Source organism: Mycolicibacterium celeriflavum, assembly GCF_010731795.1.
GTDB lineage: Bacteria > Actinomycetota > Actinomycetes > Mycobacteriales > Mycobacteriaceae > Mycobacterium > Mycobacterium celeriflavum.
In genome coordinates this window covers 4,300,846-4,327,437 of sequence record NZ_AP022591.1, presented here as the reverse complement: position 1 = coordinate 4,327,437, position 26,592 = coordinate 4,300,846, and the positions used below count along the sequence as shown (strand labels likewise).

Below are 26,592 nucleotides of genomic sequence, written 5' to 3'. Positions count from 1 at the left end.
GGCATGCCTACGCGTGACGGCTCAACCGGTAGCGCAAGTTGTTACGCACGGCCGGCCATTCAATGTCGAGGATCGAATACACCACGGTGTCTCGGCGCGACCCATCGGGCAGCACCTGATGACTACGCAGGATGCCGTCCCGTTTGGCGCCCAGCCGCTCGATGCCCGCGCGGCTCGCTGAGTTGAAAAAATGTGTGCGGAACTCGACAGCAACACAACCCAACTCGTCGAACGCGTGGCCGAGCATCAACAACTTGGTCTCTGAGTTGACGCCGCTGCGCCGCGCCGACGCTACGTACCAGGTGTTGCCGATCTCGAGTCGCCGGTTGGGCGCATCCACGTTCAGGTAGCTCGACGAGCCGACCAGCGTTCCGTCATGGCGCCGCACAACGAACGTCAGCCCGGTATCGGGCGCCTGCACTGCCAATCTGGCGTCCACCCATTGCTCGACGGTGTCGGGCGCGGGTGCCGCGGTGAACCACAATCGGCCGAGTTCACCGTCGGCAGCCGCATCCGCAATATCCGAAATATGTTCGTGGCGTAGCGGTTCCAAGGTCACCCAGCGGTCTCCGGTCATGACGACCGGTTCGACGAATCCGCTCACGACGCTCGCGCGACCGGCGCCCACGCGGTCACCATCGCCCAGACCGAAAGCAGCGCGGCGACAACCGCTACGGCCACGCCGAGGTAGAGCCCGTAGCCTGCGGCTACCGGCGGATACACGTAGAGCCGGTAATACCACACCGCCAGCACGACCAGCAGCACCGAAATCGACAGCGCGGCAGACGATGCCAGCCGAGCCGAGAACCCACGCCCCGACATGGCGCCCGAAACGATCAGCAAAGACGCCAACAGCACAATCAGCTGGCCCACCCCGAAGCCTGGTGCCGGCGTGGGCAGGTCACCGAAGACGCCGCCGATCGCACTGACTCGCCCGCCGTTTGCGGTTGTCAGCCACGGCAGCCATGCACTCACCAAGACGATCGCCCCGCACAAGGCGACCAGCCATCCAGGGCGCAGGCGCGACATGCCCCGAGCCTATCGGGTGGATTGGGCCTCAATGCTCTCTACTCTGGAGTGTCCGACAGCGAAAAGGCAGGTACTGGGGATGACCGATCTTCCGGACTGGGCACGCCGCCTGGACCTGTCCCCTCATCCCGAGGGCGGCTGGTACAAGGAGACCTGGCGCAGCGACCTGACCGTGCCGCAGTCCGCGCTGCCGCCGGACTACACCGGTCCGCGCAACGCGGGCACCGCGATCCTGTTCCTGCTCATGCCGGGCCAGCAGTCGGCCTGGCACACGGTGCGCAGCGCCGAACTGTGGCTCTACCACTCGGGAAGCCCGTTGTTGTTGGACGTCGGCATCGAGCAACAGCGTGCGACAACACATCTGCTCGGCGCCGACATCCTGGCCGGTGAGCAACCGCAGTTCGTCGTGCCGCCGGGTCACTGGCAGCGCGCCCGCCCCCGCGACGACGAGCCGAGCCTGGTCAGCTGTGTAGTGGTGCCGGGCTTCGACTTCGCCGACTTCTCCCTGGCCGCTCCCACGCGCTGAGCACCGCCGAGCGCTACCTTATTGTGACCTTATATAGGCCTTATTTTTCTTAGAAATGGGTGTACGGTGGGTCCACGCGTGCGCGGCAGCGACGGAAGGAGCCCGACATGGATCACGAACCTGCACGGATCGTCCTGGTCACCGGCGGCTCGAGGGGCCTCGGCGCGCGGGTCGCGCGCCAGCTCGGCAGCGCCGACACCCACGTCGTCGTGACCCGCGATATCTCCGATGAGGTCGAGTCCGCGGAGGTCATCGAGACCATCGCGGACCGCTTCGGCCGGTTGGACACCTTGATCCTCAACTCATCGGATGCGCTCGACACGGGCGCCGACCCGGCTTGCGCGATGCGCCTCAACCGCGATGCTCAACGGCGGCTGGCCCTCGCGGCGCTACCGCTGATGCCGGTCGGCGGGCGGATCGTCTTCGTCACCAGTCACCAGGCCCACTTCTTCCCCGACAAAGCGGTTCCCAAGGGTTATACGGCCGTCGCTGCGAGCATGCGGGCCGGCGAAACCGCCTTGCTGACAAGGCGTTCAGAGTTCCGCCGGGCCGGCGTGCAGCTCACCGTGGTGTCCGGCGACATGAGCCATATGACCTTCGCCGACGCCGTCGTCGACGCGGCCACGACCCCGAACCCGGCAAGCATCGTGTTCGTGGGCAGGGCCGACTACCTCATGACCGCCTGACGCTCACTGCAGCGACGACAGGTTGAACGCGGCGCCCGTCGAATCCGTGACCGCGGCCAGCCGGCCGTAGGGAGTGTCCTCGGCGTCGCGGATCACGCTGCCGCCGTTGTCGATGACCAGCTGCACGGCCTTGTCGACGTCATGGGCACCGAAGAAGAAGTTCCATTTCGACGGCTCGTCCTCGGGCATGAAACCGGTGCCGTCCATCAGGCCGAGCAACGCCTCACCGTCGAAGATCGCTGTGCTGTACCGGAATTCGTCGGTGTCGGAAACCGTCTCGATGTGCCAGCCGAACACGTCGCGGTAGAACGCCTGCGACTTGGCGTAGTCGCGGCCGGTCCACTGGAAGTACACCGGCGCGCCGTGCTCGTTGACGATTTCGAAGCCGCGGTGCCCGGTCGGCTGCCACAGGCCGAAGAAGGCCCCGCTGGAGTCCGACAGCATGCCCATCCAGCCCCGGTCGCCGACCTGCATCGGCTCGGCCGGCGCCCCGCAGGTGATGGCGCCGGCGGCCATCGCCTTGTCGAGCGTGGCCTTGACGTCGGTGGTGTGGAAGTACGTGGTCCACCCGTCCGGGCTGTTCCACTGCGGGTCGTTGACCATCATGCCGGCGATCGGCCTGTCGTCCTTGATCGCGGTGATGTAACCGCCGTACTCGGGGCCCGCGGACTCGAAGGTCCAGCCGAACACCGCGCCGTAGAAGGCCTGCGAGCGTTCGACATCCGAGGATGCGAGATCGATCCAGATCGGGGCGCCCACAGGGGCGGAATTGCGGACGGGCACGACGGTCTCCTTCAGTCGGTGGTGGGTCGTTCACCGATATAGACCACCCCCGACTCAGAAACTCATCGAGTCACCCCGAGCACACGCAGCGCGTTGTCCTTATAGATCAGCGGCACCACCGCCGGGTCGACGTCGAGGGTGTCGAAGTCTCGACGCCACCGGTCGATCTGGATGTAGGGAAAGTCGGTGCCGAACAACACCTTCGTGCGCAGTTGCCTGCTCATCGCCCGCACCAGCTGCGGCGGGAAGTACTTCGGGCTCCAGCCGGACAGATCGATGTACACGTTGGATTTGTGCGTGGCGATCGCGATCTGCGAGTCGACCCACGGCACCGCGGGGTGGGCCATCACGATCGTCAGCTCACCGAAGTCGGCGGCGACGTCGTCGAGCAGCATCGGGTCGGAGTACCGCAGCTTGATGCGGTGTCCACCGGGCAGCCCCGAACCCATCCCGGTCTGCCCGGTGTGGAACAGCGCGGGCACACCGGCTTCGGTGATCGCCTCGTAGATCGGATAGAAGCGGCGGTCATTGGGTTCGAACGCCTGCATGCTCGGATGGAACTTGAAGCCCTTCACCCCGTAATCGCGCACCAACTCGTGCACGCGGTGCACCGCCCGGCGCTCGTGCCACGGGTCGACGCTGCCGAACGGGATCAGCACATCGTTGTTGCGCACCGCACCGGCGACGAGGTCCTCGATCGAGTTCGGCGCGTGGCGCATCGCGGTTCGCGCGTCGATGGTGAACACCACCGCGGCGGTGTTGTGCCGTCGGTACAGGTCGGCGATCGCGTCGACACCGGCCATCGCGCCCGGCGGCATCTTGAAGTACTTCTCGGTCGCTTCGACGAGGTCGTCGACGTAGGCCTTGTGGCCGTGGCCGTCGATCTCGACGTGGGTGTGGATGTCGATCGCTTCGATGCGGTCGAAATCGACGCCGTATTCGTACTTCTGGCCGCGTACCGTCATCTACGTGACGATATATGCGCTGAACCTCTTCGACATCGCCGATCGCGACGAGTACCTCGTCTACTCGAAACGCTCACCGCAGGAGGTTGCCAAGCACGGCGGTCGCGTCGTCGCGCTCGGACAGTTCCGGGAGGCGGTCGTGGGCGACATCGAACCGCGCAAGGTGCTGATCCTCGTCGAATGGGACTCCAAGGAAGCCTTCGACAGTTACCGCGACGATCCCGACCTGGCAGACCTGCATCCGCATCGGGAGGACGGGTCGTCGGCGTACATCTGGCACCTGTTCGATCGCCTGGACGATCTGCGGCCGCTGCTCAAGCCGTGACGAGCCTTATCCGGCCGCCGCCTCCGGTGTGTAACCCAACGCGGCCTTGACCTCCAGGAACTCGTCGAACCCGAAGTGGCCCCACTCGCGCCCGTTGCCGCTGCGCTTGTAGCCGCCGAACGGCGCGTTCATGTCGAACCCGTGGTTGATTGCGACCGAGCCGGCCCGGATCCGACGCGCCACCGCGCGGGCCTTCTCGAGATCCGCGCCCGAAACATACCCCGCCAGACCGTATTCCGTGTCGTTGGCGATCTCGAGCGCCTGGTCGAGATCGTCGTAGCCGAGGATGCAGAGCACCGGGCCGAAGATCTCCTCGCGAGCGATCGTCATGTCGTTGGTGACGTTGGCGAACACGGTCGGCTTGACGTAGTAGCCCTTGTCCAGTCCGTCGGGTCGGCCGCAGCCGCCGACGACGACGGTGGCGCCCTCGTCGATGCCCTTCTGGATCAGCCCCTGGATCTTGTCGAATTGCGCCTTCGACGCGACCGGGCCGATCGCGGTCTTGTCGTTGGGGTCGCCGACCTTCACCGCGCTCGCGACCTCGCGGGCGATCGCCATCGCCTCCTCCATCCGGGAGTTCGGCACCAGCATCCGCGACGGCGCGTTACAACTCTGGCCGCTGTTCATCATCATCACCGAGACGCCCGCGGTCACGCTCTTGGCGAAGTCGTCGTCGTCGAGCACGATGTTCGGGCTCTTGCCGCCGAGTTCCTGCGTGACACGCTTGACGGTCAGCGCGGCGTTCTTCGCGACGTCGACGCCGGCCCGTGTCGACCCGGTGAACGAGACCATGTCGATGTCGGGGTGGCTGGACAGCGCCGCGCCCACGCCCGGACCGTCGCCGTAGACCAGGTTGTAGACACCGGCGGGAACGCCTGCGGCGTCGATGATCTCGGTGAAGATCTGCGCACTGTAGGGCGCCACCTCCGACGGCTTGAGCACCATCGTGCAGCCGGTCGCCAACGCCGGAAAGACCTTGCACGCGATCTGGTTGAGCGGCCAGTTCCACGGGGTGATCAATCCACAGACCCCGATCGGCTCCTTGACCACCAGCGTCGCGCCGTGCTGCTCCTCGAACTCGAAGTTCTTCAGCGCGTCGATCGCGGTGGCCAGGTGGCCGAGGCCGAGGTTGACCTGAGGCCCGGCCGCCAGCGACGCCGGTGCACCCATCTCCTCGCTGACCGCGTCGGCGAGGTCACCGGCCCGCTTCTGGTACTCGCCCATGACGGCCTGCAGCACGTCGATGCGTTCCTCACGGCTGCTCTGCGACCACGTGCCGAACGCGCGGCGCGCCGCTTGCACCGCCACGTCGACGTCGGCCGACGAACCGATCGCGATCTTGCCGGACACCTGTTCGGTGGTCGGGTTGTCGACCTCCAAGGTGTTGGGCCGGACCGGGTCGACCCATTGACCGTCGATGTAGAACTTCAGATATTCACGCATGGTGTTTAGCTTTCCCTAGATCGGTGCGCTACTGGGTGCCTTCTGCATACCAGGTGCGGAATCGGTCGTATTTCGGCATCTCCTCGGAGTTCGCCGTCGGGTCGATGCACACATGCACCACACCGACTTTGCCGCTGGCGTAGGCGCGGGCGATCGCCGGGCCGATGTCCTCTTCCTTCTCGACGTACTCGCCGTGGCAACCGAAGCCCTCGGCGATCTTGTCCATCCGGACGTCCTTGCTCCAGTGCACGCCGGGCTGCGGGGACGGCTGGTCGAACGTGCGCTTGTACACGCCCACCTCGAGGCCCCACTGGTGGTCGACACCGACCACGCACACCAGCGGCAGGTTCTGCCGCGCCGCCGTCTCCAGCTCCGCGATGTGGAACAGGAACGCCGAGTCACTGGTGAGCAGCATGACCGGACGCTTACCCCCCTCTGCGACCGAGGCACCAACGGCGTACGGCAATCCGGTTCCCAGGTGACCGAAGTTCTGGTTCCAGATCACGTCGCGCGGCTTGGACTGCGAGTAGGTCCACTGGAAGATCACGGTCGCGCCGCCATCGCGCACCATGATGCCGTCGGAGAGTTCGGCGAACGCCTTGGTCGCCTCGACCACGTAGCGTGCCGGGTGCACCGGGGTGCGTCCGGTCGGCGCCTCCTCTGCCACTCGCGCCAGCTCGGCGGCGTCCGACTTGACCAGTGTTTCGAGGTTGGCCGACGGTGCGCGCGGGGTATCGCGCAACGCGTCGATGAGTTGCGGCACCACGCCACGCAGGTCACCGACCAGCGCCACGTCGACGGGCCGGTTCACGCCAATGGCCGTCGGGTCCTGCTCGACGTACACCCACTTGCGGTTCGCATCGTTGCCCGCCCAATGCTGGGTCCGCCCGTAGTGCATGGGCTCGCCGAGTTCGGTACCCAGCGCGACGCACAGGTCGGATTCCTCGACCGCCTCGTTGGCGGCCGGGGAGAACAAGTACGGGAACGTGCGCTCGGCCAGTCCCGGGATGAACGACGTGCCGCCGGACGTCTGGATCACCGGGCAGGCCATCAGCTCGGCCAGCTCCTTGACCTCCTGCTGAGTGCGGGAGGTGTGTACGCCGTGGCCGACCAGAAGGATCGGGCTCTTGGCCTCACGGATCAGGTTGGCGGCCTCGGCGACCTCGCGCTCCCCCGCGCCCTGATTGACGAGGCGATACCTGCTCGGCGGCAACACTTCCGGAAGGTCGAGCTCTTCGAGGATCACGTGCGACGGGAATTCGACGTAGGACGGGCCCGGGGTGCCCGACATCGCACGGCGGATCGCCTCGTGGATGATCTCGTCGGTCTGATCGGCGTACTCGATGGAGCTGCTGTACTTGACCGACGGCGAGAACAAGCCCTCCTGCTGTACGAACTGGATCCGGCCGCGGCGCACCCGCCGCTCGGTGATGCGCGCCCGCTGGCCGCCCAGGAAGATCACCGGCGAGTTCTCCACCAGTGCGCACATCATGGCCCCGGCGATGTTGGCCACACCGGGTCCCAGCGTTCCGATGCACAGACCGGGCTTGCCCGTCATCCGGGACGCCGCCTCGGCCATGAAGCCGGCGCTCAGCTCGTGGTGCGGTGCCACCACCGACCAGCCCCGCGCGTCGGCCTCGGAGAACATGTGCACGAAGTTGGGGTCCGGGATGCCGAACAACGTGTTGACGCCCTCGGCCTCGAAGAGGTCCAGAATGCGCTTGTATACGGGTACACCCACGTGAAACTCCTTGATTTCTCTACAGATAGCGTTGTGCTAGTCGTTTGCGGTGTGCTGCCGGCGAGCCGAACAGCGAACGGTTGAGGGTGGCGCGCTTCAGGTAGACGTGGATTCCGCTCTCCCACGTGTAGCCGATACCGCCGTGCAGTTGCATGGCCTTGCCGGCGATGTCGACCGCCGCGGCACAGGCGTGGGCCTTGGCCATCGAGGCGGCTCTGCCCGCGTCGCGTTGACCCTCGGCCACGGCCTGCACCGCGGCGCCGACGAGTTGGCGGGACACCGCGATGCTGACCAGCATGTCGGCACACGCGTGTTTGACGGCCTGGAACGACCCGATGGCTCTGCCGAACTGGTGACGCACCTTCGCGTACCCGACGGTCGCGTCGAGCATCGCCTCGCTCAGACCGAGGCTGTCGCAGGCGATCGCGACGGCGGCGCGGTCGTGTAACCGTTGCACTGCGGCGTCGCTTCCGAACCTGAGTAGTTCGCCGGACTGCGGCGTCACCGTTGCCAGCCGTCTCGTCTCGTCCACAACGAGTTGAGCGGTCACCGTCGGCGTCGTGGCGGTGACACCCTCACCGGCGACCACCAGGACGCAGTCGGCGCCTTCGGCGTCGGGTACGAACTCGTAGGGCTCGAGCGCGACGGCTACCCTCGAGCTGCCGGACGCGACCTCGGCCAGCAGCCGATCACGAGTGTCGCTGGGCTGCAGCGCGTTCAGTGTACCGACCGCCAGCACCGCGCTACCGAGATAGCCGGTTGCGCTCGCGGCGCGGCCGATCTCCTCACAGACGACTGCGGTTTCGGCGAACGATGCGCCGGCACCGCCGAACTGCTCGGGCACCTCCAGCCCGACCCAGCCCGCGTCCACCAACGTCGACCATTGCACGCGGCGGTCCTTGGCGAGCAGGTCCCCCGCCACGGACCGCAGTTCGTCGTGGAACTCAGCGAATTCGGAGTTCATCAGACGGCGCTCGGTTCCCGGGGCAGGCCGAGGCCTCGCTCCCCGATGATCGTGCGCTGGATCTCGCTCGCGCCGCCGGGGATGGTCCACTCCCACGACCCGACGAAGTCAAGCACCCATGCGCCTGACTCCCAACCACTCGACATCGGCTTGGTCAGTTCGGTGTGCGCGGCCAGCCCGCCGATCTCGGCGCCGAAGTCGGTCATGTGCTGCAGCAGCTCGCTGTAGAACAGCTTGACGATCGAGGCATCTGCGGGTCCCGGTTCGCCGTCCTCGTTGTCCTCGACCAGCTTTCGGCACAACCCGCGCAGACCGGAGATGTCGATCTCGAACTGCGCGAGCCGGTCGGCCACCACGGGGTCGTCGACCGGGGCGCTCTGCGTCAACCATCGGAACCCCGCGTTGCCGAGCCGCTCGGCGAGTTCGAGCATCGTCATGCCGCGCTCGGCGCCGAGGGTGGCCTGGGCGACCTGCCAGCCGGCGTTCTCCTCGCCGACCAGGTTGGCGGCCGGAATCGACACGTCGTTGAGGAAGATCTCGCAGAAGTGCGAGTCGCCGATCGCGTTGCGGATGGGCCGGACCTCCACCCCGGGCGTGGTCATGTCGAGCAGGAAGTACGAAATACCTTTGCGCTTCGGCGCATTCGGATCGGTGCGGGCCAGCAGCAGACACCAGTCCGCATGCTTGCCCCCGCTGGCCCACAGTTTCTGCCCGTTGACGACATAGGAGTCGCCCTCTCTTCGGGCCGTGGTGCGCAAGCTCGCCAGATCGGAGCCGGCCTCGGGTTCGGAGAAGCCCTGCACCCAGATCTCGCCGTCGAGGATCGCGGGAAGGTGGCGGCGCCGTTGCTCCTCGGTGCCCGCGACCAGCAGCGTCGATGCGGCGTGATGGATCCCGACGAAAGCGAGCACCAGACGCGGCGCGTCGTGTGCAGCCAACTCCTGGTACAGCACCACCTGCTCGGCCACCGACATGCCGCCGCCCCACTCGGCGGGCCAGTGCGGGACCGCGAAGCCCGCGGCGTGCAGTTCGGCGAACCACGCCTTCTGGAACGCGACGAACTCCTCGTCGGTGGCGCCCGTCTGCGTTGCGCGCCAGTCCTTCGGAATGTGTTCGACGCACCACCGCCGCACGTCCTGCCGAAACTGAGCCTGGTCCGGGGTCATACGCGCACCGCCTTGGCCCGCAGCAGGTCCATGGCGCGCGCGACGGCGAGGCCGTCGTCGAAGGATGGGCCGATCTGAGCGCCGGCGCGCAATGCCTCGGCGACGCGACCGAGGAACGCCGACAGCGCCGGTGGCGGCGACCGCCGGGGTGGCGGCGCGAAGTCGACGGTTTCCGGATCGGCATTGGGCCGCCGCAAAACGAGCGTCGTGTCGGCAGCCAGTTCGATGGTGCCCTCGCTGCCGATCAGCGTGACCGCCGGCGGCGACGGCACGGCGGCGGCGAACCCGGTGTCGTGAGTCGCCGTGGCGCCGTTGGCCATTGTGAACCACGCGTAGTACGCGTCTTCGGCGGTGGCGCCGGCGATATCGGCTCGGGTCACGCCCCCGCAATCGGCGATCTCACTGCCGAACAGGTGCCGGGTGAAGTCGATCAGATGTGAGCCGTAGGCGCCGATCCAGCCGCCGCCGAGATCCGCGTCGTTGATCCAGCCGTGCTTGCGGTCCCGCAACCCGCTTCCGAAGAACGACCAGTGGAGGTGCCGGGGTGTTCCGATCGCTCCGCCGTCCGCTAGTTCCTTGAGTCGCGCCCATGACTCGTTGAACCGGAACTCGAAGTTGAGGAAGTGCAGCACACCGGCGTCGCCAGCCCTTGCGTGCATCTGTGCCGCTTCCTCGGCGTTGCGGCCGAACGGCTTGTCGCACAACACCGCGTGGCCGTGCTCGATCGCGCCGGTCACATGTTCGAGGTGCAGGAACGGCGGTGAATGCACGGAGACCAGGTCGACGTCGGAGGCGAGCGCAGCCTTGACTGCGGCCTCGTCGCGCGGGCTGACGACCTCGACATCGAACCCGAGGCCGGCGTATGCGGGCGCCGCGGCGTGCTTGCCGAAGCCGGTGCCGATCACCGCAACCTTCATGCGTACAACCCCGTCAGGCCGGTGCCGCCAGCCCTGCGGGTCAACGCATCACGGGTGGCCGACAGCCCGAGCGGCAGCCGGCGTAACGGTTGGCTGTAGCGCGACAGCCACGACAGCGTGGTCTCGTCGCAGAAGCCGACCGCGCCGTGCAACTGATGGCACACCCGGAATACGACTTCGGCGGCTTCGAGGGCCGACATCCGAAGCGCGAGAGCGTCGTTGAGGGCCTCGGGGCGCGCGGTACCGAGGCTCCACAGCGCGTGATTGGCGAGGATGTCGAGGCCGCTGCGCTCGACCTCGGCATCGGTCAGCTGGAACTGCACGCCCTGGAACGACGACAGCGGCTGCCCGAACTGCTTGCGCAGGGTGACGTGTGCGACGGTCAGTTCGATCGCCCGGTCGAGCATGCCGAGCAGCGTCCAGCACGGCAACACCAGCGCGAGCGCGATGTCGGCGGCACCGTCGTCATCGACACGGACCGTCTGCAGTTCGGCGACGAAGCCCGCGCCGGCGGGGCCAAGCCCGGTCACGGCGCTGCGTACGCCCTCCACGGTGACTGCGGTCCAGCGGTTTTCGAGTCCAACGACCACGCCGGACGGGCGCCTTCCCGCGACGACGATCAGTCCGTCGGTGTCCAGATCGGTTGGGGCGGCCAGGCGTTCGGCGACCGGATAGGGCAGCGCCCAGTAGCCCGCGCTGCGGCACAACGCGGCGGCCGCTTCGAGGCTGTCGGCGTCGCTTCGCGCATCGAGTTCCCATGCCCCGAGCCCGCTCAGGATCGGGCCGACCAGTGATTCACGCTTCGCGGGTTTGGCCTCGGCCTGCTGCACCAGCTGGTCGCCGCCGGCGGCTTCGAATGCCCGAAGTGCCTCGCGCCCGAATTCTTTGGCGTCGTCGGACAGGTCGAGAACCATCCCGCTCATTTCGCCCAGCCCTTACTGCTCCTCACGTGCGCACCGCCAACAGCGCGCGGGACAGCAGGATGCGCTGCATCTCGATGCTGCCCGACGAAACGGTAGAGGCCTGCGAGTACTTCCAGTGATCCTCGACCTCGCCGAGGAACCACTTGGCGCGCGAATCGCCGTGCGACACTTCGGCCGCGATGTCCATCAGCACTTCCGCGCTGTCCTGGTCCAGCTTGGTGACCGCGATTCGATAGGCGGCGGCGTCGCCCGGCTGGATGCGTCCGCTGCTCTGCAGCGAGACCACGCGATAGGCCATCAACCGGGCCCGGCGGCAGTGCGTCAGCATTCGGATCCACCGGGTGCGCAGCTCCGCCGGCAGGTCGTCCCAGCGGTCGCCGAGCACCGTGGGCGCCGCGGCGAGCAGGCGTTCGCAGCGCGCGTACCGGGCGATACCGACCCGCTCGAAGGCCATCACGTCCTGCACGATCGACCAGCCCTCGTCGACGGTCCCGAGCACATCCGCTTCGGTGACACGCAGGTCGTCGAAGAACACCTCGTTGAGATGGTGTGGGCCCAACATGGCGCGGATCGGCCGGACCTGGATCGCCGGATCATCCATCCGCACCAGGAAAATGGTGAGGCCCTGCTGCTTTTTTTGGGTTGCGCCTTCTCCCACGCGAGAGGTGCGCGCCAGCAGAAAGCACCACTGCGCCATCGTGGCGTACGACGTCCAGATCTTCTGCCCGCTGACCAGCCAACCGTCGCCATCGCGGCGCGCCGTGGTGCGCAGCGACGCGAGGTCGGAACCGGCCTCGGGCTCGGAGAACCCCTGACACCAGATCACCTCGCCGCGCGCGATCGGCGGAAGATGCTTGCGCTGCTGCTCTTCGGTGCCGTGGCGCGTGATGATCGGCCCGACCCAGTTGACGCCCATGTACTGCGCGCCGCGCGGTTCGTGATGCGCCCACATCTCCTCGCGCACCACGGTCTGCTCCCACACCGACGCGCCGCCGCCGCCGAACTCCCGGGGCCAGGACAGGCACAGCAGTTCGCGTTCGGCGAGCATGCGGCAGAACCGCTGCGCGATCTCCAGATCGGCGGGGTCGTCGGTGAACGCACCCAGATAATGCTCTGGGACATTCTGTTTCACCAGCCGGCGCAGTTTCCCGCGCAACTCGGCGGCCTTGGGACCCATCTCGAAGTCCATGGCTACACCGGCTCCGCGTTGGCCGCGCCGACACTACGGTTTCTGACGGAATTCGGCTGATTTTCGTCATCAACCGTAGTCTCGGCGTATGCGGGTGCGTTGAGGCCGGCCGCGCCGAGCCCGAGTTCGTCGAGCACGGCATCGGTGTCGGCGCCCAGCGCCGGGGCCGGCCCGGCGACGCGGCCCGGGGTGCGGGAGAACCAGGTCGGCACGCCGGGGAACCGCACGGGGCCCTGTGGGGTTTCGACGGTCTCGAACAAACCCACCGCATTGAGGTGGGCGTTGTCGAACAGCGCGTCGGGCGTGTTCAGCGGTGCCGCGGGAATCTCGAGTTCACGGAACAGCGCGAGCCATTCGGCCGTCGTGCGTTCCTTCATGGTCTCGGCCAACAGCCCGTAGACCACGTCGATGTTGTGGGCCCGCCGTTCGAGCGTGGCGTAGGTGTCGTTGTTCCACGCGGGCTGCACCGCGTCGATGAACGCTTTCCAGTGTTTGTCGTTGTAGATCAGTGCGGCGATGTAGCCGTCGCTGGTGCGGTACGGCCTGCGGTTGGGCGCCACCGTGCGGGGGTACACCGCGGGCCCGAGCGGGGGGTCGAACATGGCGCCGTTGGCATGCTCGACCAGCATGAAGGACGCCATCGTCTCGAACATGGCGACCTCGACCTCCTGACCCTCTCCGGTGCGCTCGCGATGGAACAGCGCCATCGTCGTCGCGTACAGGGCGGTCAACCCGGCCACCTTGTCGGCCAGGATCGTGCCGACGAAGTCCGCCTCACCCGTCAATTGCTGCTGCACCGCGGGCAATCCGGCTTCGGCCTGGATGGTGTCGTCGTAGGCGGGCCGGTCGCGGTCGGGTCCGCGGCGGCCGTAGCCGTAGCAGTTCGTGTAGACGATCGCGGGGTTGATCGACGCGACCTCGTCGTACCCGAAGCCCAGCTTGGCGATCGCCTTGGCGCGCATCGAGTGGATGAACACGTCGGCCTGTTCGATCAGCGCGCGCATCGCGGCCTTGCCGCCCTCGGTCTGCAGATCCAGCACCACGCTGCGCTTGCCGCGGTTGACGTTGACGAACACGCCGCTCATTCCGGGTGCGGGTCCCACCGAGATGAAGCGGGTGTTATCGCCTTGCGGCGGTTCGACCTTGATCACGTCGGCGCCCATGTCGGCCATGATCTGCGTGCAGTACGGACCCATCACCATCGCGGTGAGGTCGACGACGCGCACGCCGGTCAGCGGTCCGCTAGGCATGGATCGCTCCCCGCTGGGCCATCGCGAAGCTGTACCTGATGTGCTCGTTGTGGCCGTCGGGCACGACGGGGAACACGACGGTTTCCGACAGGTTCCGGATGGCGGAGATCTGTTGGCCAACGTCCTCGATCGACCACGCCGGCCGGTACACGCCGGGTGTCTCCGCGACCACCGCCCGGGCGATCCGACCGGCCAGCGCAATGAACATTTCCCCTGTGATCGAACAGGTCTCGTGCGCCAGCCAGCCGACCGCGGGTGCCACCAGGTCGGCACCCATCGGCGGATACGCCGAGGTGTCGATGCCCTCAGCCATCCTGGTGACCGCGGCGGGCACGATCACGTTGCTCTTGACGCCGTGTGCGGCGCCCTCCATGGCCGCGACGTTGGACAGCCCGAGCACGCCCGCCTTGGCGACCGCATAGTTCGCGACGTCGTGGTTGCCGTACAGACCGCCGATCGAGGAGGTCAGCACGATGCGGCCGTAACCGGCGTCGCACATCACCGGGAAAGCGGGACGCACGACGTGGAAAGCGCCGCGCAGATGGACGTCGAGAACCGCCTCGAAGTCGTCGTAGGTCATCTCCGCGAGTGGGGCGCGACGGACGATGCCGGCATTGTGGACCAGCACGTCGACGCGCCCGTAATGCTCGATCGCGGTGTCGATGATCGCCTTCCCGCCCGCGGGAGTGGCCACCGAGTCGGTGCTGACGACGGCTTCTCCACCGGCAGCGGTGATCTCGCCGACAACGTCCGCGGCGGGCGTGGCGTCGGACCCGTCACCGTCTAGGCTCCCCCCTAAATCGTTGACGACGACCTTCGCCCCGCGCTCGGCCAGCAGCAGCGCGTACGAGCGGCCCAGCCCCCTGCCGCCGCCGGTCACGACCGCGACTCGCCCGTCGAATCTCAGGTCAGCCATGCGCCGAATGCACGCTTCCTGTACAAGAATCGCGAGTAAGCGGGCACCGACCGTGCGCTCGGCGCGTAGAAGGGGTCACGAACGCAACTCCAGGCCGTCGAGATCGCCCTTGTCGCGCCACTCCTTGAGCAGATCGCCGAACGCGTAGAAACCCGGGCCGTAGGGCTCGCCGAGATGGGACCGGATGCCCTCGCCCTGCTCAGATCCTGGGCCACCGCCTTCGTTGTTGTAGTAGCCAGGGGTGCAGGACGCGTCGAAAGCCGAGTTGTCGACTGCGGTTTCGCAGATGGTCGCGCACCACCCGTCTTGCGCTTCGGGCGTCGGCTCCACGACCGTCGCGCCGCGCTTGAGCGCCTCGGCGATGATGTAGGCGATGTGCTCACCCTGCAGTTCGTAGTTCGCCGCGATGTTGGCCGAGATGCCGACCTGGGTGAAACCGGTGAAGAACTGGTTGGGGAAGCCGCGGCTCGTCATGCCGTGCAGCGTCTTGTAGCCGTCGCGCCAGTAGTCGTAGAGCGAGAGCCCGTCGCGTCCTTCGATGGCATCGATCGAGTAGCGCCTGCTGATCTCGGTGGTGATCTCGAAGCCGCTGGCATAGATGATGCAGTCGACCTCGTACTCCTGACCGTTGGCGATCAGCCCCTTCTCCGTGATCCGTTCGACGCCTTTGGAACCGGAGACATCGACCAGCGTGACGTTGGGCCGGTTGAACGTCGGCAGGTAGTCGTCGTTGGACAGCGGCCGCTTGCACAGGAAGCGGTAGTACGGCTTGAGCGCCTCGGCGGTGTCGTCATCATCGACGACCTCGGCGATCCGGCGGCGCAGCCGCTCCATGATCTTGTAGTCCTCTTCCTCGCGGATCGCCACGAACTGTTCCGGCGTCAACGTGGACGGATCTTCGAGCGACAGAACGCGAGCGGCGGTGTTGCGGCCCAGTTCGGTCCAGAAGTCGCACACCAGATCCGGCTGGCCGAGGGCCATGCCCTCGAACGTCCACGAGTGGAAGTTGCGCTGCCGCTCCTTCTGCCAGCCCGGCTGCAGCGTCTTCACCCACTCGGGGTCGGTCGGCGCGTTGTTGCGCGCATCGACCGTCGACGGCGTGCGCTGGAACACGTACAGGTGCTGGGCATCCCGGGCCAGGAACGGCACCACCTGGATGCTGGTGGCGCCGGTGCCGATGATCGCGACGCGTTTGTCGGCGAGCTTGTCCATGCCGCCGGTGTAGTCGCCACCGGTGTACTCGTAGTCCCATCGCGACGAGTGGAAGCTGTGCCCCTTGAAGTCCTTCAAGCCCGGGATACCCGGCAACTTGGGCCGGTGAAACGGTCCCGAGGCCAGCACGACGAACCGGGCCCGGATGTCGTCGCCGCGGTTGGTGGCGATACGCCAGCGCTTGACTTCCTCGTCCCAGCGCATGTCGCGGACCTGGGTGGAAAAGATCGCCGAGTCGTAGAGGCCGAAGTGCTTACCGATGCGCCGGCAGTGCTCGTAGATCTCTGGTCCGTCGGCGAACTTCTTGCTCGGGATGTAGTCGAGCTCCTCCAGAAGCGGGATGTAGCAGTAGGACTCGTTGTCACACTGGATTCCGGGATAGCGGTTCCAGTACCAGACGCCACCGAAGTCGCCGCCCAACTCGATGATGCGGACGTCCTCGACACCGGCCTTCTTCAGATAGGCCGCCGACAGCAACCCGCCGAAACCGCCGCCGAGCACCGCGACGTCGATGTCCTCGGCGATCGGGTCACGCGGCGCGACGGGGGTGTACGGGTCCACCTCGTAGTAGCCGGCGAAGTCGTCGGACAACTCGACGTACTGCTTGGAGCCCTCGGGCCGAAGCCTTTTGGCCCGCTCTTGGGCGTACTTCTCCCGCAGCGCGTCGATGTCGATGTCGTCGGGCGTCTGCGTGGGACCGCAGGTGTCGAACACTGTCATTGTCTAGAGCTCTTTCGGTTCGCCGGTGCCCATGTACTTGGACAGTTGGTAGTGAAGGTTCACGGTGCTGCGTTCGCGGTACGGATTGGGTTTGGTGCCGGCAAAGCCGAGCGATTTCATGCCCTGCTGCACCGCGGCCATGTTCGAGAAGTCCTGCGGCAGTACCGACAGCCAGTTCGGGCTGTCCTGGGGCGTGTACTGCCACTCCGTCTGCGGCTCTTGGCCTTTCGGGAAGAGCTCGAGGGTGGCGACCTCGAAGATGCACTTGTTCGGGTCGTAGCTGGGGTGCGGCCGGGCGCTGTAGCACAGTGCCGTCGTCAGGCCCTGGCCGATCTGGAAGTTCGGAAAGATCTGCCAGGCCGTACCGGCCTGCCCGAGGATGTCGGCCGGGATCGTCGGCCAGATCACCCCGCGGGCTTCGTCGTCGCGCCGCGCCGACGCCATCCAGTGCTGCAGCACCTTGTCGGGAGGCGTGTCCTCGGGCAATTCGTCGACCAGCCTCTTCGCCGCGTTCACCAGCGTCTCGGTGGTGGTCGCGTTGGTCTGCTCCCAGGTGTACATCTGCATCTCGGCGGTGGAGACCCGAGGGTCGTCGCCGGTCCCGAGGCGGATCTTGGACTTCGTCTCGTCCATGCCCTTTGGCGCGTCGTAGCCGATGTTGCTGTGCTTGCCCTGCGCCTTGGCCCAGCCCTTGAATTCACCGAACTTGTTGAACTCCGGGTGCGTGGTGAACACGTGGTAGGTCTCGTTGAAGGCCTCCAACGCGACCTTCCAATTGCAGTCGAAGTACAGCCATTTGCGCCATTTGTAGCGCATGTTCTCCAGGCCGAACGGGTCGAGGATCTTCGCGGCCGGGAACAGGTAGTCGGCCAGCGGTTCGCAGTCGGGGTCCATGTTGACGAACAGCCAACCGCCCCAGGTGTCGACCTGGACGGGCGCCAGATGGGTGTTCTGCGGCGTCAGTGCGCCCTTCCAGTCGTCTTCTTCGCGGATGTGGGTGCACGCACCGTCGAGACCGTATGTCCAGCCGTGGAACCCACACACGAACGACTTGCGCGCCCGACCGACGGCGTTCTTCGCGCCGTCGGGAGTGTCGACGAGGCGGCGGCCCCGATGCATGCAGACGTTGTGGTGCGCCCGAAACTCGTTGGGTCCGGTTCGTACGATGATGATCGAGTCGTCGAGGATGTCGTAGGTGAGGTAGCTGCCGACCTCGGGAATCTCCTCGACACGGCCCACCTGCTGCCACACCATGCGCCACAGCTTGTCCCGCTCGGCGCGGGCGTACTCCTCGGAGACGTAGGCGTCCACGCTGATGGTCATGGGCCTCGAGAGTTCTTCAGCGAGCTCGTCCGTCGAATTCTCGGTTCGGGCATCGGTATCGGTCACGGTGAACTCCTTAGAACCGGCTGATCTCTGCGCGGAAGTTCTCGTCCTTGAGGAACAGCGAGGTGTTGTCGGCGCCGAGATGCGTCCACTTCAGGTTCAGGCCTCCGTCGACGAGCAGCGTCTGACCGGTGATGTAGCTGGACAGATCGGACAGGAGGAACAGGATCGCGCCCGCCTGTTCGTCGGGCCGGCCGCGCCTGCCCATCGCGATCGCCCGGCGGTCGCGTTCGGGGTCCTCGTCGACGTAGGTTGCCGACGCGGCGGTTTCGGTGACGCCCGGCGCGACGGCATTGACCCGGATGTTGTCGGACGCGAGCTCGACGGCCATGGTGCGGGTCACGGCGACGATCGCCGCTTTGGCCGTTCCGTAGGCGATGTGAAACGGCGCGGTGTTCATCCCGCTGATCGAAGAAACGGAGACTATCGACCCCTTCAGGCCAAGGCTGCGCAGTTCCCGACTGATCGCTTGGCTCATGAAGAACGCAGTCTCGAGGTTCGCGGCGAACAGCGCGCGCCAGTCGTCACGGGTCACGCGCGTGGAGGGCATCCAGGTCCCCGGCGCGGCCCCACCCGCGATGTTCACCAACCCGTAGAGGTCGCCGTCGGTGCGACGGATGTGGTCGATGACGGTCGCGATGCCGTCGTCGGTCGACGCGTCGGCGGCCACGGGCAGGACCGGCAGACCCTGCGCGGCCAGCGGTGCGACGTGTTCGTCGAGGTTCTCCTTCGATCGGCTCACGGCGACGACTGTGGCACCGGCCTCGGCCGCCATCCGGGTCACGGTGGTGCCGATGCCGCCGCCGCCCGCGCCCGAGACGACGACGATGCGTCCGTCCAGCCTCAGAAGGTCGCCCACGCTATTTGTCCGGACAATAAATGGTGCTCTCCATGTTGCAGAACACTATTCCCCAGCGCGAATCGGCTCGTCAAGGGTCGCCGAGCAGTTCGTCTGGCCTATTGTCTGGACTAGGTGAGCTTGCTAGCGTGCGAGGTCATGACGCCATTTGCGACCAGCTCACAGGAGCACACCCGTTACTCGCCGGGCGCAGATCCGGCCGCCGCCGACGGCTGGCGGATCGAACGCGTGACCGCTCCCAGCCGGTTGTTCGGCGCGAACGGGCTGCGCACGGGTCCCGACGGGCGCGTCTACATCGCCCAGGTGACGGGCAGCCAGATCAGCGCACTCGATCTCGGCACCGGCGCCCTCGACACGGTCAGCGCCAAGGGCGGTGACATCGTCGCGCCGGACGACGTCGCGTTCGACTCCGACGGCAACCTGTATGCGACCGAGGTGATGGACGGGCGGGTCAGCGTCCGCTTGGCCAAGAACAATGCCGGCGGCCGCACCCGCGTGCTGCGTGACGATCTCCCGTGTGCCAACGGCATCACCGTGCATCAGGACCGGTTGTTCATCAACGAGTGCCGCGAGGGCGGCCGGTTGATGGAACTCGACCGCAGCAGCGGCGCCGAACGCATCCTGCTGGAGAACCTGCCGTCGCCGAACGCGATGGAGGTCGGCCCCGACGGGTTGCTGTACTACCCGTTGATGACCGCCAACGAAATCTGGCGGATTGATCCCGCGGGCGGTGAGCCGCAGCGGGTCGCCGCCGACCTCGGCGTGCCCGACGCGCTGAAGTTCGACTCGCAGGGCCGTATCGTCTCCACGCAGGTGGCCAGCGGTCAGGTGCTGCGCATCGATCCGCGCAGCGGCGAGAGAACCGTGCTCGCACAGCTGAATCCGGGACTCGACAACCTGGCTTTCGTCGGCGACCGGCTCTTCGCCTCGAACTTCACCGGTGAGATCACCGAAGTCCTCGGCGGCGGCGAAACCCGCACGCTGCTTGCCTTCGGCCTCAACTGGCCGCTGGACCTCGCGATGAGCGACGGCGATCTCTACGTCGCCGACGGCACCTACTTCTACCGCGTCGGTGCCGACGGGTCCCTGCAGACGGTCGGGATGCTGTTCTCCCCCGGCTATCCCGGCTTCCTGCGCGGACTGGCTCCAGCAGGTGCGGGCGTCTTCGTCGTCGCCACCTCGGGCGGTCAGATTGCACGGTACCGCCAAGCCGACGGCGAAACCGATTACCTGGCCGATGGTTTCGACCAGCTCTACGGTGTGGCGCTCGGACCAGACGACACCATCGTGTTCGCCGAACTCGGCACCGGCCGCGTCCACGCGCTGCGCTCGGGCAACACGGAAGTGTTGGCCTCGGGATTGAAGGATCCGGTCGGTGTCGCGTTCGACCCGGCCGGCCGTCCGCTGGTCGCGGAGACGGGTGCGGGCCGCGTCGTATCGGTTTCCGGCACCGTCGAGACGGTGGTGGACGGTCTGCAGCGGCCGCAGGGCATCGCGGTTGCCGACGGCGTGCTCTACATCGTCGACGCAGGCGCCAAGGAGGTCGTCGCGGTCGACTTGAACACCAACGCGCGCGCGACCATCGCCTCGGGTCTGCCGGTGGGCCCGCCGCCGGGTGTGGAGCCCAAGCCGCTCAAGGGAATGCCGCCGTTCTCCGGACCGCAGGGCCCGTTCGCGGGTATCACCGTCGCAGGTGACGGCACACTGTACGTGTCGGCCGACGGTGAGGGCAGCGTGCTTGCGCTGCGACGGACATGACCGCTCCCACCGACCATCGCTACCTGCAGGTCGCACGCACATTGCGCAAGGAGATCGTCGACGGCATCTACCCGGTGGGTTCGCAGTTACCCACCGAACAGCAGTTGTGCGAACGGTTCGCGGTCAGCCGGTACACCGTCCGCGAAGCGCTGCGGCGCCTGCGCGAGGACAACCTAGTCTCCTCGCGGCCGCGGGCGGGAACGCTGGTGGTTCCCCGTCCGGCGGCCAATTCCTATGCCCAAGACGTGGTCTCGATCAACGATCTGCTGGCGTTCGCGGCGGGCGCGCAGCTCACGATCGAATCCAATGCGATGGTCACCGTCGACGACGAACTGGCCGCCCGAACCGGCCTGCAGGCCGGTTCGCAATGGCTCGCGGTGCGGGGCTGCCGGCAGGCCGAGGGCAGCGATGCACCGGTCTGCACCACCGAGTTATACATCAACCGCGCGTTCGCCGCCGTCGGGCGCCTGCTGCAACGACATTCCGGCCCCATCTTTCCGCTGATCGAGGATTTGTTCGGGGTCAGCATCGTCGAAGTGCACCAGGAGATGGCCGCGGTGACGGTCACACCGCAACTGGCCGAAGCGCTCAAGGTCGACGCGGGCAGTGCCGCGCTGGAAATGCGCAGGACGTACAAGACCTCGGACGGCGAGGTCGCGCAGGTCACCCTCAACACTCACCCGTCGTCGCGGTACCGCCACTCGATGACGATGCGCCGGGTCAAGGGTTAGGCCGCAACCGTGAGGGTCGACGAGCAGCGCACCACCGATGCCTACCGGCGCGGACTGTGGGTGCATGACACGCTGGCCGACTCGTTGCGTGACGCCGCTGCATCGACGCCCGACCGAATCGTGTTGGTGGATGGCGACATCCGGCTCACCTGCAGCCAACTCCACGACCAGGCCGCGGCACTGGCGCAATCACTGATGTCACGGATGCCCGCGGGCAGCGTGGTGTCGTTCATGTTGCCGAACTGGCACGAGGCGGCCGTGATCTATCTCGGTGCCACGCTGGCCGGCATGGTGGTCAACCCGATCCTGCCCTCGCTGCGCGACCGGGAACTGTCGTTCATCCTCAGCGACGCCGACTGCCGGGCGATCTTCGTGCCGTCGACGTTCAACAAGCACGACTATGTCGCGATGCTCGACCGGGTCACCGCCGCGATCGCCGCGCCGCCCGAGGTGATCGTCGTGCGCGGTGATGCGGGCCGTCACACCCCGTACGGATCGCTGTCCGGCGACCGGTGCGCTGCCGCGCTGCCGGTGTTGAACGCCGACACCGTACGCATGATCCTCTACACCTCGGGCACTACCGGACGCCCGAAAGGCGTTCTACACAGCCATAACTCGATTCATGCACTGATCCGTCAGATCGGCGACCATTGGCACGTCGTGGACGGCGACACGTTCCTGGTGCCGTCACCCATCGCGCACATCGGCGGATCGATCTATGCGTTCGAGTGCCCGCTACTGCTGGGCAGCACCGCCGTGCTGATGGAACGTTGGGATCCGGATGCCGCGGTCGCGTTGATGCTCGCCGAGCGCGTCACCCACATGGCCGGCGCCACCCCGTTCCTCGACGGGTTGCTGGCTGCCGCGCAGCGCGCCGGCACCCGGTTGCCCGAGCTGAAGGTGTTCATCTGCGGAGGCGCTTCGGTGCCCCCGTCGTTGATCCGCGCGGCCACCGGGTATTTCGAGAATGCGGCGGTGTCGCGGGTCTACGGCTCGACCGAGGTTCCGGTGACCACGGTCGGCTCACTGGAAGACGCCGAGCATGCCGCCGACACCGACGGCAAGCCGGGCATCGCCGACGTCAAGCTGGTCGACGGCGAGATCCGCGCCCGCGGCCCCCAGATGCTCGTCGGCTATCTGCATCTGGAGGACGAGACGGCCACCTTCGACGACGAAGGCTATTTCCGCACAGGAGATCTCGGCCGCTGGGTCGACGACGGCTATCTCGTCGTCACCGGCCGGGCCAAGGACATCATCATCCGAAACGGGGAAAACATCTCGCCCAAGGAGGTCGAGGACATCCTCATCGGCCATCCGGGGATCGCGGAGATCGCGATCGTCGGGCTCCCTGACGATCGCACGGGTGAGCGGGCCTGCGCCGTCGTCGTTGCAACCGAACAGGCGCCCCCCGATGTGGCGGGCATGCGCGCGCTGCTGGAGGACCACGGAGTCGCACGGTTCAAAGCCCCTGAACAGGTTGTGGTCTGGGACGCGTTGCCGAAGAACGACGCCGGGAAAGTGTTGAAGCATCAGATTCGAGCGGCCCTGACATGACCGCGGACGCGAGGAGCGAAATGGTTCAGGTAGCGATCGTGACGGGCGCCAGCAGCGGCATCGGATTCGGCTGCGCGACCAAGTTGGCCGAGGCCGGCATGGCGATCGTGGGCACCGGACGCGACGAGGATCGGCTCTCCGCACTGGAAAAGGCGATCGGCGATCACGATCGCGTCGCGACGGTCGCGGTCGATCTCACCGCCGACGAGGCGCCGCAACGTATCGTGCAGACCGCGCTGGACCGGTGGGGCCGCGTCGACTTCCTGATCAACAACGCCGGCGTCGGCAGCCCTAAACCGTTGCACGAGACCGATGACGAATCGCTCGACTATTTCCTCGGCGTGATGCTGCGGGCGCCGTTCCGGTTGGCGCGCGAGGTGGTCGTCCACATGAAGCCCGGGTCGGCGATAATCAACATCACCTCGACCTTCTCGGTCGTGGGCGGTCTGCGGGGCGGCGCGTACTCGGCCGCCAAGGGCGGGCTGACGTCGCTGACCAGACACATCGCGTGTCAGTATGGGCCACAAGGCATCCGGTGCAACGCCGTCGCACCGGGCGTGACCGTGACGCCGATGGTCGCGACGCGTCTGGAGGATTCGCGGTTCCGCAAGATCAACACCGAGATGACACCGTATCCGCGGCTGGGCGAGGTCAACGACATCGCGAGCACGGTGGCGTTCCTGTGTTCGGAGGGTGCGAGCTTCATCAACGGCCAGGAGATCGTCGTGGACGGCGGCTGGACGTCGACCAAATACCTGTCGGATTTCGCCCTCAACTCGGATTGGGTACAGAGTTGAACCTGTTTGCGGTGCTCGACCAGGCGGCGAGCCGTTTCGGCGAGCGCGGTGCGGTGTATCACGGTCAGCGGCAACTCCAGACGTGGACTCAGCTGCGGGACCGGTCATTACGGTTGGCCGCCTCGCTCGGCGCGCCCGGCACTCGCATCGCCGTCGCGAGCGAGAACCGGCCGGAGATCATCGAGCTGATGTTCGGGGTGTGGGCGGCCGAATCCGTCTACGTGCCCGTCAACTACAAGCTGCATCCCCGCGAGATGGTGCAGATCCTCGAGGACTCCGGCACGACGCAGGTGTTCGCGTCACCGAAGATCGCCTCGGTGCTCGCGCCGGAAACCGGCGTTCCGATCGACGTGATCGGTAGCGACAGCTATGAAAGCCGGTTTACCACAACCCCGTTGGCGGTGCCCCCGTCGACCGACCCGGAATCGCTGGCGTGGTTGTTCTACACCAGCGGAACCACCGGCAAGTCAAAGGGGGCGATGCTGTCGCACCGCAACCTGATGGCCATGACGGTGTCACATCTGGCTGACTTCGATTCGCCCGACGAGAACTGCAGCCTCGTGCACGGTGCGCCGATGTCGCACGGTTCGGGGCTCTACATCCCGCCGTACGTGCTGCGCGCGGCGCGCCAGGTGATACCCGAGTCGGGGTTGTTCGAACCGGACGAGTTCCTCGACCTGTGCGAACACCATCCCGGCGGCAGCGCTTTCCTGGCGCCGACCATGGTGCAGCGCCTGGTGCAGACCGGGCGCGCCCGTCCACAGAACCTGCGGACGATCGTCTACGGCGGCGGCCCCATGTACGTCGAGAGCCTGAAGAAGGCGCTGGCCGCGTTCGGCCCCATTTTCGTGCAGCTGTACGGCCAAGGGGAGGCGCCGATGACGATCACCGGCCTGCGCCGGCGCGATCACCTCGCCGGTGACGGGTGGGCCGACGATGCGGTGCTCGGATCCGTCGGCTATGCCCGCTCCGGCGTGGACGTTGCGGTGCTACGGGCCGACGGAACACCGGTGCCGGCCGGCGAGATCGGCGAAATCGTCTGCCGCGGTGACGTTGTCATGTCCGGCTATTGGAACAATCCGGAGGCGACGGCGGCGACGCTGCAGGACGGCTGGCTGCGCACCGGCGACATGGGATCGTTCGACGACCGGGGCTTTCTCACGCTGCGCGACCGGTCGAAGGACGTGGTGATCAGCGGTGGCAGCAACATCTATCCCCGCGAGGTGGAGGAGGTGCTGCTCGAACATCCGGGCGTCGTCGAGGCCGGCGTGGTCGGCGCGCCCGACGAGGAGTGGGGCGAGGTCGTGGTGGCGTTCATCGTCGGCGACGTGTCGGCCGACGAACTCGATGCGCACCTCCTCGAACGCATCGCCCGGTTCAAACGCCCGAAGCGCTATGAGTTCATCGACGAGCTGCCGAAGAACAGCTACGGCAAGGTGCTCAAGCGCGCGCTGCGCGATCGGCTGCGTCCCTAGTGTCCTGAGTCGTTGCTTCGTCGTCAGTGAGAATTCGAGGTTCGCGCGTTCGGTGTGGTCAGTTTTCGGCTTCCTATGCTCGAGATTGCACACACGGCTGTGGTCCTTTTCTCAGATCAGCACAACCCTGGACGCAATCTCGGCGCTAGGACCATTTCGCAGACCAGCACCCCCGCGATGTCCGTGCGTACAAGCACCCCAAATTCTCCTCCCGAATTAATGACTCACGACACTAGCCGGACTTCCATAGCCGAGCGGTGTTGTTCCCAGGTGATCGCCGAAGGGGCGGTCATGAGTTGGCGAGTTGACTGACGCGTTGGGGTGAGATTCCGAGAAGCTCCGCGATGTCGCGCACGGGTACGCCGTAGGTGGTGAGCCAGTGGCAGTATTCGCGGATCATCTCGTTGGCTTGATCCTCGAGATGGCGGGCACGTTCCTTGAGTTCGTTGATCTCGCGGGCACCGTCGAGTAATTCCCGGAATGCGGGTTCGATCATTCGGACGCTGGCGGTTTCGACTTTGATGTCGTCGAAGGGGATGCCCTGGTCGAGCGCGATGTACTCGCGCGCCATCGTGTCGGCTTCGTTGAGTCGACGGGCTTGGGTGAGGCCGTCAATTTCGGGGATGCGGATCATCCACCAGCGGCCATCGCGGGTGATCTCGATCTTGTACTCGTGCATCACTTTTCCTTGCTCTGCTCGATGGCCTTGTCGACCTTTCGGACGATGCCGGGCGAGATGGTGCGGTGGCCGGTGGCGCTCTAGACAATTTCTAGTCAAGGCGGCTAGACAAATGAGTTTGCACGTCAGCCGTGGCTACGCTCGCTATTGAGCGCTATTGAACCGGGGCGAACACCGACTTGAACTTGTTCAGCGACTCGCGAATGTCGCCCTTGAGCGCGCCTGCGACCACCATGCCGATCGGGCCGAACAGCGCGGGTCCGCCGAGGTGCACGTCGAACGTGACCGTCGAACCTTCGCCCGACGGTTTGACCTTGCCCATCAGCTTGACCTTCACCCCACCCACACCGTCGCCGTTGAGCGTCATCGCTTCGGGCGGCCGGTAGTGGACGATGGTCCACTTGATCCGGTTGGGCATGCCCTTGACCTCGACGATGGACTCCAGCGTGGTGCCCTTCTCCAGGGTCTCGGGCAGCTTGCTGCGCCAAACCCGGTGGATGCTCAGCCACTCCTTGTAGCGCGCGAGGTCCGACGCGCACGCCCATGCCTGCTCCGGCGGCAATGGGACGTCGACGGAGACGGAAAGCTTGGCCATCGC

Annotated in this window: 26 protein-coding genes; 8 read left to right on the top strand and 18 right to left on the bottom strand. The window is 66.5% G+C overall.

Annotation, left to right across the window (positions count from 1 at the left end; all coding sequences use genetic code 11):
• Positions 1-7: 7 nt before the first annotated feature.
• Both G6N18_RS20720 and G6N18_RS20715 read right to left on the bottom strand, forming a co-directional pair.
• On the bottom strand, positions 8-604 hold the full coding sequence (locus G6N18_RS20720) for a GNAT family N-acetyltransferase (RefSeq protein WP_083002551.1): 597 nt from the start codon (positions 602-604) through the stop codon (positions 8-10).
• Entirely contained in the window at positions 601-1,029 is a 429-nt protein-coding gene (locus tag G6N18_RS20715) for a hypothetical protein (RefSeq protein WP_083002358.1), read from the bottom strand. The genes G6N18_RS20720 and G6N18_RS20715 overlap by 4 nt, the downstream gene beginning before the upstream one ends.
• Before the next feature lie 79 nt (positions 1,030-1,108).
• Here G6N18_RS20715 and G6N18_RS20710 point away from each other — a divergent pair, with 79 nt between their 5' ends.
• Positions 1,109-1,555, top strand: a complete 447-nt coding sequence (locus G6N18_RS20710) for a cupin domain-containing protein (protein ID WP_083002354.1) — start codon at positions 1,109-1,111, stop codon at positions 1,553-1,555.
• A gap of 107 nt (positions 1,556-1,662) precedes the next feature.
• On the top strand, positions 1,663-2,241 hold the full coding sequence (locus G6N18_RS20705) for an SDR family oxidoreductase (protein WP_083002351.1): 579 nt from the start codon (positions 1,663-1,665) through the stop codon (positions 2,239-2,241).
• A gap of 3 nt (positions 2,242-2,244) precedes the next feature.
• On the opposite strand, the gene G6N18_RS20700 is transcribed toward G6N18_RS20705, so the two are convergent.
• Both G6N18_RS20700 and G6N18_RS20695 read right to left on the bottom strand, forming a co-directional pair.
• Positions 2,245-3,024: a VOC family protein gene (locus tag G6N18_RS20700; RefSeq protein WP_083002347.1), complete on the bottom strand. Its 780-nt coding sequence runs from the start codon at positions 3,022-3,024 to the stop codon at positions 2,245-2,247.
• Positions 3,025-3,086: 62 nt separating this feature from the next.
• Positions 3,087-3,989 carry an amidohydrolase family protein gene (locus G6N18_RS20695; RefSeq protein WP_083002344.1) on the bottom strand — a complete coding sequence of 301 codons (903 nt, stop codon included), beginning with the start codon at positions 3,987-3,989 and terminating at the stop codon, positions 3,087-3,089.
• Between the two features lie 4 nt (positions 3,990-3,993).
• Here G6N18_RS20695 and G6N18_RS20690 point away from each other — a divergent pair, with 4 nt between their 5' ends.
• Positions 3,994-4,314: a DUF1330 domain-containing protein gene (locus tag G6N18_RS20690; protein WP_179962331.1), complete on the top strand. Its 321-nt coding sequence runs from the start codon at positions 3,994-3,996 to the stop codon at positions 4,312-4,314.
• A 6-nt stretch (positions 4,315-4,320) separates the two neighbouring features.
• Here the strand turns inward: G6N18_RS20690 and G6N18_RS20685 are convergent, their stop codons facing one another.
• From G6N18_RS20685 to G6N18_RS20630, 12 genes are all read right to left on the bottom strand, one after another.
• Positions 4,321-5,757: an aldehyde dehydrogenase family protein gene (locus G6N18_RS20685; protein ID WP_083002338.1), complete on the bottom strand. Its 1,437-nt coding sequence runs from the start codon at positions 5,755-5,757 to the stop codon at positions 4,321-4,323.
• A 28-nt stretch (positions 5,758-5,785) separates the two neighbouring features.
• The gene (locus G6N18_RS20680) at positions 5,786-7,498 is read right to left on the bottom strand and encodes a thiamine pyrophosphate-binding protein (protein ID WP_083002335.1); all 1,713 of its coding nucleotides are present in this window, start codon (positions 7,496-7,498) and stop codon (positions 5,786-5,788) included.
• 19 nt (positions 7,499-7,517) lie between these two features.
• Positions 7,518-8,462, bottom strand: coding sequence for an acyl-CoA dehydrogenase family protein (locus G6N18_RS20675; protein WP_083002333.1), 945 nt, complete (start codon positions 8,460-8,462; stop codon positions 7,518-7,520).
• Positions 8,462-9,628, bottom strand: a complete 1,167-nt coding sequence (locus G6N18_RS20670; protein WP_083002330.1) for an acyl-CoA dehydrogenase family protein — start codon at positions 9,626-9,628, stop codon at positions 8,462-8,464. Before G6N18_RS20670 ends, G6N18_RS20675 begins: the two co-directional genes overlap by 1 nt.
• Positions 9,625-10,545, bottom strand: a complete 921-nt coding sequence (locus G6N18_RS20665) for a Gfo/Idh/MocA family protein (protein WP_083002328.1) — start codon at positions 10,543-10,545, stop codon at positions 9,625-9,627. The genes G6N18_RS20670 and G6N18_RS20665 overlap by 4 nt, the downstream gene beginning before the upstream one ends.
• The gene (locus G6N18_RS20660; protein ID WP_083002325.1) at positions 10,542-11,459 is read right to left on the bottom strand and encodes an acyl-CoA dehydrogenase family protein; all 918 of its coding nucleotides are present in this window, start codon (positions 11,457-11,459) and stop codon (positions 10,542-10,544) included. The genes G6N18_RS20665 and G6N18_RS20660 overlap by 4 nt, the downstream gene beginning before the upstream one ends.
• A gap of 31 nt (positions 11,460-11,490) precedes the next feature.
• Positions 11,491-12,657, bottom strand: a complete 1,167-nt coding sequence (locus tag G6N18_RS20655) for an acyl-CoA dehydrogenase family protein (RefSeq protein WP_083002322.1) — start codon at positions 12,655-12,657, stop codon at positions 11,491-11,493.
• Between the two features lie 2 nt (positions 12,658-12,659).
• Entirely contained in the window at positions 12,660-13,907 is a 1,248-nt protein-coding gene (locus G6N18_RS20650; RefSeq protein WP_083002320.1) for a CaiB/BaiF CoA transferase family protein, read from the bottom strand.
• Entirely contained in the window at positions 13,900-14,823 is a 924-nt protein-coding gene (locus tag G6N18_RS20645; protein WP_083002317.1) for an SDR family NAD(P)-dependent oxidoreductase, read from the bottom strand. The genes G6N18_RS20650 and G6N18_RS20645 overlap by 8 nt, the downstream gene beginning before the upstream one ends.
• Positions 14,824-14,898: 75 nt before the next feature.
• Entirely contained in the window at positions 14,899-16,755 is a 1,857-nt protein-coding gene (locus tag G6N18_RS20640) for a flavin-containing monooxygenase (protein ID WP_083002314.1), read from the bottom strand.
• A 3-nt stretch (positions 16,756-16,758) separates the two neighbouring features.
• Positions 16,759-18,078 (bottom strand): aromatic ring-hydroxylating oxygenase subunit alpha, encoded by a 1,320-nt coding sequence (locus tag G6N18_RS20635; protein ID WP_109749461.1) that lies wholly within the window; start codon positions 18,076-18,078, stop codon positions 16,759-16,761.
• 76 nt (positions 18,079-18,154) lie between these two features.
• Positions 18,155-19,000, bottom strand: a complete 846-nt coding sequence (locus tag G6N18_RS20630) for an SDR family NAD(P)-dependent oxidoreductase (RefSeq protein ID WP_083002308.1) — start codon at positions 18,998-19,000, stop codon at positions 18,155-18,157.
• Positions 19,001-19,138: 138 nt separating this feature from the next.
• Here G6N18_RS20630 and G6N18_RS20625 point away from each other — a divergent pair, with 138 nt between their 5' ends.
• From G6N18_RS20625 to G6N18_RS20605, 5 genes are read left to right on the top strand one after another with little or no spacing between them, the layout of a single operon-like run.
• On the top strand, positions 19,139-20,758 hold the full coding sequence (locus G6N18_RS20625) for an SMP-30/gluconolactonase/LRE family protein (protein ID WP_083002305.1): 1,620 nt from the start codon (positions 19,139-19,141) through the stop codon (positions 20,756-20,758).
• Positions 20,755-21,489 (top strand): GntR family transcriptional regulator, encoded by a 735-nt coding sequence (locus G6N18_RS20620; RefSeq protein ID WP_067214278.1) that lies wholly within the window; start codon positions 20,755-20,757, stop codon positions 21,487-21,489. Before G6N18_RS20625 ends, G6N18_RS20620 begins: the two co-directional genes overlap by 4 nt.
• A 9-nt stretch (positions 21,490-21,498) precedes the next feature.
• On the top strand, positions 21,499-23,043 hold the full coding sequence (locus G6N18_RS20615) for an AMP-binding protein (RefSeq protein ID WP_083002303.1): 1,545 nt from the start codon (positions 21,499-21,501) through the stop codon (positions 23,041-23,043).
• Between the two features lie 20 nt (positions 23,044-23,063).
• Entirely contained in the window at positions 23,064-23,840 is a 777-nt protein-coding gene (locus G6N18_RS20610; protein ID WP_083002547.1) for an SDR family NAD(P)-dependent oxidoreductase, read from the top strand.
• A complete protein-coding gene (locus G6N18_RS20605) occupies positions 23,837-25,315 on the top strand; it encodes an acyl-CoA synthetase (RefSeq protein ID WP_083002300.1) in 1,479 nt (492 codons plus the stop codon). Before G6N18_RS20610 ends, G6N18_RS20605 begins: the two co-directional genes overlap by 4 nt.
• Positions 25,316-25,604: 289 nt before the next feature.
• On the opposite strand, the gene G6N18_RS20600 is transcribed toward G6N18_RS20605, so the two are convergent.
• Complete coding sequence (locus G6N18_RS20600; protein ID WP_067214305.1) at positions 25,605-25,994, bottom strand: hypothetical protein; 390 nt, start codon at positions 25,992-25,994, stop codon at positions 25,605-25,607.
• Between the two features lie 154 nt (positions 25,995-26,148).
• Complete coding sequence (locus tag G6N18_RS20595; protein ID WP_083002296.1) at positions 26,149-26,589, bottom strand: type II toxin-antitoxin system Rv0910 family toxin; 441 nt, start codon at positions 26,587-26,589, stop codon at positions 26,149-26,151.
• Positions 26,590-26,592: the final 3 nt, after the last annotated feature.